This window comes from Desulfobotulus alkaliphilus (assembly GCF_007830435.1).
Lineage (GTDB): Bacteria > Desulfobacterota > Desulfobacteria > Desulfobacterales > ASO4-4 > Desulfobotulus > Desulfobotulus alkaliphilus.
Genome location: NZ_VLLC01000022.1, coordinates 23,218 through 35,971 on the forward strand (window position 1 = coordinate 23,218; position 12,754 = coordinate 35,971).

Annotated in this window: 10 protein-coding genes; 7 read left to right on the forward strand and 3 right to left on the reverse strand. The window is 47.0% G+C overall.

What is annotated here, in order from left to right; all coding sequences use genetic code 11:
• Positions 1 to 14 precede the first annotated feature (14 nt).
• From LZ24_RS12615 to LZ24_RS12635, 5 genes are all read left to right on the forward strand, one after another.
• Positions 15 to 1,259, forward strand: coding sequence for an outer membrane beta-barrel protein (locus tag LZ24_RS12615; protein ID WP_144685670.1), 1,245 nt, complete (start codon positions 15 to 17; stop codon positions 1,257 to 1,259).
• 81 nt (positions 1,260 to 1,340) lie between these two features.
• Positions 1,341 to 2,147 (forward strand): polysaccharide biosynthesis/export family protein, encoded by an 807-nt coding sequence (locus LZ24_RS12620; protein WP_144685671.1) that lies wholly within the window; start codon positions 1,341 to 1,343, stop codon positions 2,145 to 2,147.
• Positions 2,148 to 2,212: 65 nt separating this feature from the next.
• A complete protein-coding gene (locus tag LZ24_RS12625) occupies positions 2,213 to 4,408 on the forward strand; it encodes a GumC family protein (RefSeq protein ID WP_186443128.1) in 2,196 nt (731 codons plus the stop codon).
• Entirely contained in the window at positions 4,405 to 5,103 is a 699-nt protein-coding gene (locus tag LZ24_RS12630; protein WP_222427630.1) for a tyrosine-protein phosphatase, read from the forward strand. The genes LZ24_RS12625 and LZ24_RS12630 overlap by 4 nt, the downstream gene beginning before the upstream one ends.
• Positions 5,087 to 7,447, forward strand: a complete 2,361-nt coding sequence (locus LZ24_RS12635; RefSeq protein ID WP_144685677.1) for an O-antigen ligase family protein — start codon at positions 5,087 to 5,089, stop codon at positions 7,445 to 7,447. Before LZ24_RS12630 ends, LZ24_RS12635 begins: the two co-directional genes overlap by 17 nt.
• 10 nt (positions 7,448 to 7,457) lie before the next feature.
• On the opposite strand, the gene LZ24_RS12640 is transcribed toward LZ24_RS12635, so the two are convergent.
• The 3 genes from LZ24_RS12640 to LZ24_RS12650 form a co-directional block, all read right to left on the reverse strand.
• Positions 7,458 to 7,979 (reverse strand): hypothetical protein, encoded by a 522-nt coding sequence (locus LZ24_RS12640; protein WP_144685679.1) that lies wholly within the window; start codon positions 7,977 to 7,979, stop codon positions 7,458 to 7,460.
• A gap of 186 nt (positions 7,980 to 8,165) precedes the next feature.
• Positions 8,166 to 8,756: a hypothetical protein gene (locus LZ24_RS12645; protein WP_144685681.1), complete on the reverse strand. Its 591-nt coding sequence runs from the start codon at positions 8,754 to 8,756 to the stop codon at positions 8,166 to 8,168.
• A gap of 3 nt (positions 8,757 to 8,759) precedes the next feature.
• Positions 8,760 to 9,434, reverse strand: a complete 675-nt coding sequence (locus tag LZ24_RS12650) for a hypothetical protein (RefSeq protein WP_144685683.1) — start codon at positions 9,432 to 9,434, stop codon at positions 8,760 to 8,762.
• A 232-nt stretch (positions 9,435 to 9,666) separates the two neighbouring features.
• Here LZ24_RS12650 and LZ24_RS12655 point away from each other — a divergent pair, with 232 nt between their 5' ends.
• Together LZ24_RS12655 and LZ24_RS12660 are read left to right on the forward strand one after the other, a co-directional pair.
• On the forward strand, positions 9,667 to 11,649 hold the full coding sequence (locus LZ24_RS12655; RefSeq protein WP_144685685.1) for a peptidase U32 family protein: 1,983 nt from the start codon (positions 9,667 to 9,669) through the stop codon (positions 11,647 to 11,649).
• A 114-nt stretch (positions 11,650 to 11,763) separates the two neighbouring features.
• A complete protein-coding gene (locus LZ24_RS12660) occupies positions 11,764 to 12,744 on the forward strand; it encodes a hypothetical protein (RefSeq protein ID WP_144685687.1) in 981 nt (326 codons plus the stop codon).
• Positions 12,745 to 12,754 lie beyond the last annotated feature (10 nt).

Below are 12,754 nucleotides of genomic sequence, written 5' to 3' on the forward strand. Positions count from 1 at the left end.
ATGAGGATAAGAGAATGGGGAAAAAGATTACAGGCATTCTTTTAATGTTTATTTTTGCCCTCCCAGTTTTTGCACAAGAAATTACAGGAGATATTTTTGGCCAGCAGCGTCGCAATATTCATCCTGCTGCTTCTTTAAGTTTTCAGTATACAGACAATCTTTATAACGCCGATAAAGATAAGGAATCTGATTTTTTAACGGTGTTTTCTCCTTCCATTGCACTGTCTGTACCGGGCAGCAGAACCGTTGATATTGCCATGGCGTCCGATACGGGAGCCCCCGGTGGGTTGAGTCTTTCAAGGGACCGTATTGATTCGACGGATCGGTATCATCTTTTTATGATATATAATCCAAAGGCGGAGTTTTACGCAGATAACAGTGATGAAAATCTTGTGTCCCATACCCTGAAGGCAGCAGCGCAATACAATGCACCCGGTGGTCTTACCCTGGATCTGGCATCCAGATACGCCAAGTCCAGTGAGGTCCGCGGTGAAGTAGGGAACAGAGATCTTGATGAATATAAAGACATGCTGCTGGATGCAATTATCCGGTATGATTTTTCTCCTAAGATGTTTGTCCGGGGAGGTTTTTCCGTCTATGACCTGGATTATGACAGGGAAGAGTCGGCATTCAGAAACCGAAGGGATTTAACATGGTCCGTTGCTGCCGGATACAGGCTGACTGCCGCAACGGAGCTTGCCCTTGAATATCAGAAAACCGATGTTGATTATGACAGGTCAGCAGAAGACGGAAGACCTCTATACGATAGTCAGGAGGAGCGCGTTTCTGCAAACCTGTCTTGGCGTATTACTGCAAAATCCAGGGGGCGATTGAAAATTGGTCAGATAAAAAAGTCCATGGACAAAGGATCTGATGCAGATGATCTTTTTGCAGAATTTCATCTGGCCCACCAGTTTACCACAAGAACCCGCCTTGATGTTGCTGCATCCAGGCGTTACTATGAAACCAATTTTGCTGATGCTGATTATTATATTTCTGACAGAATTGGTCTGGTATACTCCCAGGAGCTTACGCCGAGAATTAAAGGTAAAATGCGACTGGACTGGAATTCGGACAGTTACTCCGGTTCTACTAAAATGGAAAATGATATTTACCGCATCAACCCTTCCTGTGAGTACAGTCTGAATAACTGGCTTTCCATGGAGGCTGGTTATTCCTATGAAACAAGAAATTCAACGTATGATAATCTGGAGTATGACACCAATAAGTTTTATTTCAGTATTACAGGTCAGTTTTAGAATGCGTGAAATATAGATTTAATATCTGCGCAGTCTGCCCGCTATGGACGGGTGGGCTGCTTTCTTTTTAAGCGAGGTTTCATGGCATTACGTTTTTTTTACATAATTTTGTATTTCTTCCTTGCTTTTGGGACTGCCTGTTCTCTTGCGCTTGCGGATAATTATACTGTGGGGCCGGGGGATAATCTGGATATTACCGTTTATGATCATAAGGATCTTTCGGTTAAATCCAGAGTGGCAGGGGATGGTACCATTCGTTTTCCTTTGATCGGTGAATTTAATGTTCTCGGGAAAACACCCTCAGAAATTTCTGTCATGATAGAAAGAAAGCTGGGCGATGGGTATATACTGAACCCTCAGGTTGCTGTTTCCATGAGCGAGTACAGAAGCAGAAAAGCAACCATACTGGGGGAGGTGGATAAGCCGGGGCTTTATGATCTTGTGGGCAGGGTTTTTCTGCTGGAACTGATTTCCAAAGCCGGGGGACTGGGTAAAGATGCTGGAAGGGAAATCATCATTACAAGAAACTTCATGGAAGAAGAAAGTCCCGGACAGGAGGTAATAAGAATAGACTTGCGACGCCTTGTGGAAGAAGGCGATTTGAGTCAGAATATTTTAATTATGAATGGTGATAATGTTTTTATTCCTCAGGTGGACAAGATTTATGTGACAGGAGAAGTAAGAAGACCTGCCTCATATCAGTACGATAAAGATCTGACGCTGATTCAGGTAATCACCAATGCAGGAGGTCTTACGGATAAAGCTTCTGCCAGAAATATTCGCATTATCCGTGAAAAAAATGGAGAAAAGAAGGTGATTCGGAGAGTGCCCATGGATGCAAGGGTACTGCCCAATGATGTGGTCGTTGTGCCGGAAAGTTTCTTTTAAAGTAATTTTTGATGATTTTTTTCGGGTATTAATATTGCCTGCAAAGTATGGGGATCAATTCTATTATGGAAGTGAAAGAAAAAGAGATCCACTTAAAGGATTATCTGCGGGTTGTCATGAAAAGAAAAAAGATGGTTGCCGTCTTTTTTTTCATTACCTTGATAACCGTTATTATTGGATCGATAAGCTCAACGCCTCTGTACAGGGCTTCGGTTAAGCTGAAGCTTGAAAGCAATGACGCTAATCCTCTGGCCGGGAATATCCGTTATTATCGGTATGATCCTGAATTTACACAGACCCAGATGGAAATTATTCAGTCCAAGGCCGTTGCTGAAAAGGTTGTGGATTATCTTGATCTGGTAAATTCTTACAATTCTTTTTTCCCGGAAACAAAAAAAGAGGGATTTTCCCTTACGGCCTATTTCAAAGAATATCTTAAAGATTTTATATCCACAGTCATTCGCAGGCATGAAAGGGATGAGCTGGCTGCTGCAGAAGAAAAAGGGGAAGATCTGCAGGCCCTTTACTTTGCCCATGATAAATCACCGGGCTCCCTGATGGCAGAAATGGTAAGGGGTGGGGTTGCTGTTTCACCTGTACAGATGAGTCGTATCATAAATGTTTCTTATACTTCCCAAAATCCTGTTTTTTCTGCTTTGGTAGTTAACAGCATTGCCCAGGCTTACATTGAACGTATTCTTGAAATGAGAATGGAGAATGTGGGCTACACGCTGGATTGGATGAAGAAAACGGCTCAGGAAGAAAGGGAAAAGCTGGAAAGTGCAGAAATGCGTCTTCAGCAGTTTTTAAGGGACAGGGATATTGTCACCATAGAAGACCGTATTGCCATTATCCCCCAGCGTTTGAACCAGTTAAGTTCTGATCTTACCCAGGCGGAGTCTGAAAGAAAAAGGCTTGAAGCTGTGGTGCAGTTGATAAGGCAGACAGAAGAAGGTATGCTTCAGTCCATTCCTGTGATTGCCACGAACAGAGCTTTTCAGGATATTCGGGCATTAACCGCACAGAAAAATCAGGAGTTTCTTGATGCCAGCCAGCGCTATGGAGAAAGACATCCTGTGATGCAGAGGCTGACACGGGAGCTTGAAGCCCTTGAAGAGAGAAAGGTTAATGAAATTAGGAGTATTGTTCAGGCGTTGACGAATGAGTATCAACTGGCCCTTGCCAACGAAAAAAATCTCACAGATCAATTGAGAAGAACAAAGAGTGAGGCCTCCCGTCTGAATGAGGCCTTTGTGCAGTATAAAATTTTTCAACGGGAGGTGGAAACAAGCCAGCAGCTTTATCAGGCACTGGTGGGAAGAATCAAGGAGCAGACCATTACGGAGCAGACACGGGATGTGGATGTATGGGTCATAGAAAGGGCAAAGGTACCCACAGCTCCCTTTAATCAGAATATGAAAAAAAATATTCTGCTTGGTCTGGTGCTGGGGCTTTTTGGGGGTATCGGTCTTGCCTTTTTCCTTGAATATCTTGATAACAGAATTTCCATGGCAGAGGATGCGGAGGAAAAGACAGGGCTTCCCGTTTTCGGTGCTGTGGGCACCCTTAGAGGAAATGACGAAGAAAAATTACGGGTGCTGCTGGATCATCCGTCTTCCCTGGACTCGGAAGCCTATAAAAGCATACGGGCATCCCTTTCTCTGGCCACATCCAAAGGGCTGCCCGCCTCCCTCATGGTCACAAGCCATGCCCCCGGAGAAGGAAAAACCCTTACCTGTGTGAATCTGGCCATTTCCATAGCCATGTCCGGGAAAAATGTGCTTCTGGTGGACGCGGATATGAGAAAGCCGAGACTGCATAAGATTTTTAACCTGGACAATACCAAAGGATTTTCAGGGCTCCTTTCAGGAGAAGAGTTTAAGAAGGGAACCATCTTTATGCCCCAGGGTGCGCATTTTTATGTGATGCCTGCGGGTAAAAAGCCGGTGAATCCATCGGAGCTTCTTTCTTCAAATCTTATGGATGAATTGATCGTGAAATTTGTCAAAGCCTTTGACATCGTCATTTTTGACACGCCACCGGCAGGGCTGGTCTCCGATGCCGTGGTGCTGGCCCAGAAGGTGGAAAATGTTCTCCTTGTAACAAGGTCGGAAAAGACAAAATATGACGATGTAAAAGCCTGCATCAGAAAGTTTGCAGGGCTTGAAGCCAAGGTTATTGGTCAGATCGTGAATGCCATTGATCTGAAGAGACAGGGCTATGGTGAGGGAGCCTATTATGATTCTGAATATTATAAATGATTGATATCCATTCTCATATTTTACCCGGTCTTGATGACGGAAGTCCGGATGATTCCGTGTCTTTGAAAATGGCAGCCCTGGCTGTGGGGGATGGTATCCGTGAAATCATTGCAACGCCCCATGTGACAGAAACCTTGTCTCGGGAAGATATTGCATCTTCGCTTGCTGATTTTCAGGAGCTTCTGAATGACAGGAAAATTCCATTAAAGGTCCATCTCGGCGGAGAAGTGCCCTTTGATCTTTTGAGGAAAATGGATGTCCCCCTTACGCTGGCAGGTTCCCGGTATATTCTTGTGGAGTTTCTGCCAGAGTGGATTCCCCATGATGCGGAAGATGTTTTCAGGAACTTTATTTTGCAGGGGTACAGGATCATTATTGCGCATCCTGAAAGAAACAGGGCCTTTATGCAGAATACGGAGCTGTTGAAAAATCTCTTGATGCCGGGCGTTCATCTTCAGCTCACGGCCATGGCCCTTAAAGGAAGTTTTGGTCCCAGTGTGAAGTTTTTTGCCCATGCCCTTTTACGGCAGGGATCGGTAGATTTCATCGCTTCGGATGCCCATGATCACCGCCTGAGAAAGCCTGAGCTTTCATTTTTGCTCACTTCCGGGAAAAATAAAAAGCTTTACCCCGCACTGGACCAGATTTTACACCGTAACCCGGAGAAACTGTTTAAAAATGGATGTGAAATATAAGCTCGCCTGGTTTATTTATGTCTTCTCCCTTATTTTTGCTCCCCTTGCCTTTGGTACAACGGAAGAATGGTCTTTTTTTCTCGTATATATAATGATGGGTTTTTCCTTCATTCTTTTTATGATCCATGCATGGAAGGAAAAGGTCGTGCTTTACCGGGTTCCGGGCACGGCTTTTTTTCTGGCGGGTTTTATTTACAGTCTGACCCAGCTTCTTCCCATGCCAGCCTTTCTTGTGCGCATTCTTTCTCCCGCATCCCATGCCATTCGGGAGGATGTTTTCCGGATGGCAGGAGATCCCGGCTGGTACAGCCTTTCCCTGCACCCCGAAGGGGGGCTTGTGGTTCTGTCTCAGCTTGTTCTTTTTTATCTTGTATATTACCTGAGTATACAGTTTTTCACCGATTTCAGGATTCTTAAAAGAACCCTTGCCATCCTTGCCATTTTTGCAGGCCTTCTTTCCATTTCCACCATTCTGCAATCCGTTTTTACAGAGGATATGGCCCTCTGGTTTCGCTATGTGCCCCACAACTCCATGGTTTTCGGTCCCTATGTGAATCACAACCATTATGCAGGGCTGATGGAGATGCTGCTGCCCCTTGTGCTGGCCCTTTATCTGATTTACAGGCCGGTGATCATGAAGCCGACTTTGAGGGAGAAGATACTGGGTTTTCTGGAAAGGGACTCTTCATATAAGTACGTTCTCCATATCTTTTTTGTTATTCTCATCATGCTTTCGGTTTTTATGAGTCTTTCCAGAACGGGCATTGCTGCCATGATGGCTTCCCTTGTTCTCTTTGCGCTGCTTGTCAGAAAATACAGCAGGAAAAGAAAAGAATTTGGAGGAACCTGGATTTTTCTCTTTGTTCTGACGCTTGTTTCCTTGAGCTGGTATGGATGGAGTCAGTTGGATGTTCGTTTTGGGCAGACCATCACACAGCTTGCCAATGACGGCGTCAGCAGGCTGACCTTTTGGGAAGATACCACACGGATTATTCGGGATTTCCCCTTGACCGGCTCAGGTGGTGGTTCCTTTGAGCAGATTCATCCGGTTTACCAGAATTATTATATGAGCAGGCTGGCGGGTTATGCCCACAATGATTATCTGGAACTTTTATCGGATTTCGGAGTGATCGGCTTTGTCCTTTTTTTTGCTTTTTTGTCTGCCGTTCTGATTTCAATGGTCCGGAAGCTTCCCTTAAGAAAAGAAAAATTCTCCCTGTATGGATCTGCTGCTGTCTTTGCAGGTCTTTTTGCCATTGCCCTGCACAGTATCATGGATTTCAACCTGCAGATCCCGGCCAATGCCATTATTTTTATGGTGATTCTCGCCCTTGGGATTTCCTTTGCCAATACAAGGTTCAGGGAACATCTTGAACCGACTTACCTGCCACCTGCAGGCTCCCGGACCTTGCTGGTTTATGCTCTGGTATTTTGTCTTTGCTGGCCTGTTCTTGGGATTTACAGTGGCCGTGCTGCCTTTGCAAAAATGGATGCCCTGAAACTTCCCCAGGAAAGGGTGAACATGGCGGAGCTGGATGCAGAGCGCCTTGGGAAATATGCAAAGGCTGCGGGAAAAGCCTATTCTGTCAATCCACACAATGCTTCCTATGCGGCTGCCGTAGGCGATGCTTTTTTATTTTACCGGGATTACGGGAATGCCATTGACTGGTATGAAAAATCTTTGACCTTGAATCCCCTTGCCGCAGACGTGATTCAAAAAATGGGGTTAGCTGCCTATTATACCGGAAACAGGGAGGCGGGAGAGTATTATCTGCAGCTTGGCGTGGCCATGCGGCCCTGGGATATTCTCATGTATCAGAGGCTGGCTGCCTTTTATCTGGAAACCCGTAACCGGGAAAAGGGGATTGAAACCGTAAAAAAAGCCCTTGCCCTGCAACCTTCGGCTGCGGGAAAGCTTCTTGAGATCATGGGCCGTGCCGGTATGAGTTTTACGGATATGGCCAGATCCATGCCGGAGGTTTCCGAAGCCTGGAACAGATATTATCTTTATGTGAGAAATTCCGGGCACGGAACGGATTATCCTCTGGAGGTGCTGGAAAGGGGGCTTGTGCATGCCCGCAGTGAAACTTTGCCCTCCAGAAATCTTTATATTCATCTCTCAAGGGAGTATCAGAACAGAAACAGGCTTGAAGATGCCTATGACATCATGCAGGAAGCCCTTGGTATATTTTCCGAAGATGCCGGTGTGCTTTACCATGCAGGATTTATCAGTGAGAGACTGCATTTTTATCAGAGGGCTGAGGAGTACTACAAAAGGTCGTTACTGATCAATCCGTCCATGGCTTCCAGCAAGAGAAGGCTGGATGCTTTGCAGGGAAAATAAATTTGGGGTTTTAGTTTCCGAGGTTTCTTTCGGCAAACTGGGCAAGGAGCTCGTGGATTCTTTCCGGCGGGCTGATGTCAAAAAAATTTTCCACAACCACATGACCGATTTCATGGGCCAGGACCGTAATGTTCATTCTGTCCGGAGAGATATATACCGTATTCAACTGCGGAGAGTAAAAGGCAATGTAATCTTTATCTGTCCGGTAAAGGTTCTTGTAAATTGCCTGTACCTGTCTTCTGTCTTCAACAAGATAGATATTGTACCTCAGGTTTTCAGGGTACATATCAAGAACCGTCTGTACCCTGTGGGTAATCAGATCTATTTTTGCCTTTACCTCCCCTTCAAGACTGCCATCGGTCTGGGGCATGAAGAATCTCAGCCTGCCGGGATTAATTCTCCGGTTAAATTTTTCAAGGGTCTCTTTATCCTGATAAATAATATTGGCATAGGCTGTTACCAGTTCATAGGACAGGGCCACTGGTTGAAAAACAGGAAAAATTAGCAGGATGAGGATACCTGTCCATATCATTCCGGGTCCAGGAGCCGGTGGGAAAATACAGCTATGGGAAGGGAAGACGTCATTTTTTTTCATATAAAAATATGTTTTTCCCGTGAGATGGTTGCAGTCACAGGCGGGACTGACTGAAAAGCAGCCCACGCCGTATTGCGGCATCTTGTTGCTAGTAAGTTTTTAAAATTAATAGCGATGTGTCGGTTACGCTGTGTCCTGCATTTTTTTTGGATTATGCGGCCAGGGTCTGCTTTTTTCAATATCCTTGATTTTTGCAAGGAGAAAGTTTCTGTCCGTTTCATCGAGATCCATCCCTTTGATGGCACGCATCATTTCATCTTGATGTTTTTTTATATCCGCTTCCCATTGCTCAATCTGCATGGATAAGGTTTCCAGTTTATGTGCAATGGGCTTCATTTCATCGTTTTTTCTTAAAATTATTTTGAATCCGAACTCGCCCCGGAGCATTTTTTTCAAGGATTCTTCTATCCTGTAGGCAGGCCCTGCAACCCTGTGGGTCATGATGGTTGACAGGACAAACAGCAGGCTTCCACCGATCAGGATGATGACCCAGCCGGAGCCGAGCATCTGGTTAACCAGCATGTTTGGAGTGCTGCCGACCCGGATTTCACTTTTGTCATAGATAATGGTCGTTGTGTCCATGGACATGAAGCTGAAAAGGGAGGAAAAAACCAGAAGTCCGAGGCAGAAAAGGGCGAAGTATGAAAAAATATATTTGGTCTGGGATGTGTTGGTAAGAATATACGTTCTTCTTTTGTAGCGTTTTGCGGCCATTTTTTATCCTTTCGAATCATCGAGGATGATCACGTCAGCATTTTTTTTCAACTCCAGAATCCATTGATCCCACAAATACTGATTTTTCATTTTTTCAGCCTGTCTTTTCAACTCCAGAGGGTTTATTTCCGGTATACCGTCGGCAATATTGTCCGTCAGGATGTATTTTTTTAATCCCTCTTTGGTCTTACCTGTAAGGAGCAGATACTTGATGGTATCCGGCAGAAACAGAAAGGGGGTTTCTGTAAGCACTTCAAATGGCTCTTCCGCACTTTTGATAAGGACTGTCTTTTGGGCATACAGGCTGAATTTTTCCATTATTTCGTCGGAAACTTTAACGGACGCAAATTCATCCATCTTTTTTTCCATCATAAGCTGGATGAGATTGCTTTCAAAAAATGTTTTTATTTTTTCAGAAAACTCTGTGTTCTGGTGCAGTCTTTCCTTCATGGCTTTCTGAATGATAAGTTCTTTTTCAATAAAATGGGTAAGAAATTCAAGGTCTGTCTGGTAGTAGGGCTTTTTTCTTAACTCCCTTTCATAGGCCTCAAAGGAAATGGCTTTTTCATTGATGATGATATAAGGATTGGCTTTTTCTGCTGTATCGTAAAAAAGATAGTATGCACATACAGCGGAAAAAACAATAATGATGAGATGGATGTAAATCAGATGTCGCATGTGTTTTCCCCAGATTCGATTCAGGAAGATCCGGTGGCCTCTGATGCTGGAGGACAGTATATCCGCAGGGGATAAAAAACATTCTGTCTTCCGGATGGCAGTGAATATGCACTTTGTTTAATGTTTAATGTTTAATGCTTATCATTTCCATGATTATAGCGGAGAAGGTAAATATATACAAATGAAAAGAGACAGAACAGATACCCTGTTTGTCATTTGAAGGATGCAGGCCATGACCCGTGAAGCAACCCCTGACCTACCCATGATTCTTTCCCCTGCCGGGGATCGAGACAGTTTCCTTGCCGCCATTGCAGCAGAGGCGGATGCCATTTACTGTGGCCTCAAGGCTTTTTCCGCACGCATGGAAGCGGATAATTTTTCCATTACTGAACTTGCAGCCCTCACATCCCTTGCCCATGACCGCAATATTCGGGTTTACGTGGCCCTTAATAATGAAATCAAGCCCGATGAGATGGAAAAGGCGTTTCACCTTGTGGAGCGTCTTGCAAGGGATGTGCTGCCCGATGCCCTGATTGTTCAGGATCCGGCCTTTGTTTCTCTGGCCCGGCAGGTGGATTATGCAGGAGAGCTGCACCTTTCCACCCTTGCCAACCTAAGTTTCCCCGAAGGCCTTGCTGTGGCCGGAAAACTCGGTTTTTCAAGGGTTGTGATGCCCAGAGAGCTGGACGTGGATGCCCTGCGCCTCATGGCAGCGGCCTGCCCTGAAGGTATGAATCTGGAGGCCTTTGTCCATGGAGCCCTTTGTTATGCCGTGTCCGGCCGCTGTTACTGGAGCAGTTATCTCGGCGGAAAATCCGGCTTAAGGGGGCGCTGTGTTCAGCCCTGCCGCCGTCTTTACAGAAAGAAAAAGGGAGCAGCAGAGGCGGGCCGCTATTTTTCCATGCAGGATCTGAGTCTGGATGTGCTCACCAAGGTGCTGGGGGTTATTCCAGAGGTGGGATGCTGGAAAATTGAAGGCAGGAAAAAAGGCCCCCATTATGTGCATTACACCACCACGGCTTACCGTATGCTGAGGGATGAGCGGGATATTCTCGGCAGAAAAAAAGATGCGCTGGCCCTTCTGGACATGGCGCTGGGGAGGCCCTCCATGCATTATCGTTTTTTACCCCACAGGCCATGGCACCCTGTATCTTCCGAGGGCGAAACCGGCTCCGGGTTTTTGCTGGGGCGGGTGAAGGGCGGCGCAAAGGAGCTGTTCATTGTTCCGAGAATTCCCCTTCTGGCGGGGGATTTAATCCGTATCGGTTATGAGGGGGAGGGCGGGCATCTTCTGGTTCGGGTCCGGCGCAGTATCCCCAAGGGAGGGAAATTCCATCTGAAGGCCGATCGTGGAAAGCGGCCCGGTGCAGGAGCCGCAGCATTTCTTGTGGACAGAAGGGAGCCGGAGCTGATGGCCCAGATCCAAGGGCTTGCGCAGGAGCTTGAAACCATGGAGACGCCGGAGCCCAGGCCCGGTACCCGCCAGTTGGTCCTGCCCCGCCCCTTTAAAAAAAGTGGTGCCCCAAGGGATATGTTCTTAGGGAGAAAATCCGGAAGTGCCGGAGGCCGTGGGCAGGAAACGGCCCTGTGGGTGGATCCGGAAAGACCGGCTAAGGTGGCGCCGGGTGCTGTGGCCCATATCTGGTGGTGGCTTGACCCTGTGATCTGGCCCGAAAGTTCTGAAAACTGGAAAAAAGCCATTGAGGGACTGCTGCGCAGGGGGGCGCGTCGTTTTGTTCTGAATGCCCCATGGCAGATGGGATTTTTTGATAAAAAAGAAGGGCTTGAACTCTGGGCCGGACCCTTTTGCAATGTGGCGAATCCTCTGGCGGTGGGGGTGATGGGTGATCTTGGTTTTTCGGGTGTTTTTGCCAGCCCCGAATTGAGCGGAGAAGATTTTCTGGCCTTTGCCGCAGGGAGCCCCTTGCCTGTGGGGGCGGTATTATCCGGATGCTGGCCCCTTGCCATTTCAAGGGTTGGTGTGCTGGAACCCGGAGAAGGCATGATCAGTCCCATGGATGAAAAACTATGGGGCCGGAAATATGGAGAAAATCAATGGCTTTTTCCGGACTGGCAGTATGATATCCGTGAGAAAAGGGCAGAGCTGGAAAGGGCAGGATACAGATATTTTGTGCATATGGAAGAAATTCTTCCAAAGGGGATGGAGCTTCGAAGGCGGCCCGGTCTGTGGAACTGGAATCTTCGGCTGCTGTAGGCCAGTTTCTGCAATGCAGGCACCCTTTGTCCCGGAAGCAGCTTTAAAAACGGGTACCCGATAAAAGAATTCAGCTTCTGGGTGAGCCGGCCGATATAAGGAAAACATGGGACCATGGATTCCCGAAAGGAGGCGGCCATGCATATCGTATCCACATCCCTTCAGATGGCGGGTATTTCCCGTCAGGAAGTACAGACACAACGCACCATGCGCATGGTGGTACAGGCACCCGCAGAGGAGGAAAGCCCTGCCCGAGGCGGTTTCAGGGGAGGGGGGCTCTTTTTTAAGTCTTCCGCAGTTCCTGAAGCGGGCTTGAAGCATCTGGATCTGGATATGAGCAAACGTCTGGTGCAGATGATTCTGAACGCCCTTACCGGGAAAAAAACGGAGATTCCCTTTTTCAGGCCGGAGCCGGTGGCTGAATTTCCCCGAGATGTCCTTTCCGGCGGTCCGGGTGCTGCCTTCCATATAGAAGAAACCGTTTATACGCGCATGGAACAGGAAAGTATTTTTATGGCCGAAGGTGAGGTCATGACCGCCGACGGTCGAACGATACGTTTTTCCGTGATGCAGATGCAGTCCCGGAAGGAAGAGAGCTTTGTGTCAAGGGAGGTTAATTTTGTGGATCCTCTGGTGATTTCCCTGAACGGGCCTGTCACCATGGGAGATGCCAGATTTACCTTTGATCTGACCGGAGACGGGAAGGAAGAATCCCTTGCCATGCCTTCAAAGGGTGCAGGTTTTCTTTTTCTGGATAAAAATGGCAATGGCCGGGTTGATGACGGCAGTGAGCTTTTTGGTACCAGCTCCGGTGACGGTTTTGCAGACCTTGCCGCATATGACAGCGATGGCAACGGCTGGATAGATTCCGGAGATCCTGTTTTTTCAAAGCTGCGTATCTGGCATCCGGAAGATGGAACCAATGGCAGGGGAAAATCTCTGAGTGATATGGGAATCGGCGCCATCGGACTTTTCCGTGTGGCAACCCCCATGGATGTGGGGGGAGAAAAGGGGGGGCGCATCCAGAGTTCCGGTATTGTCCTTACGGAAGCTGGCCGGGCCGGGACTGTACATCATCTGGATCTGAAGGTTTAAGCCGAATGCC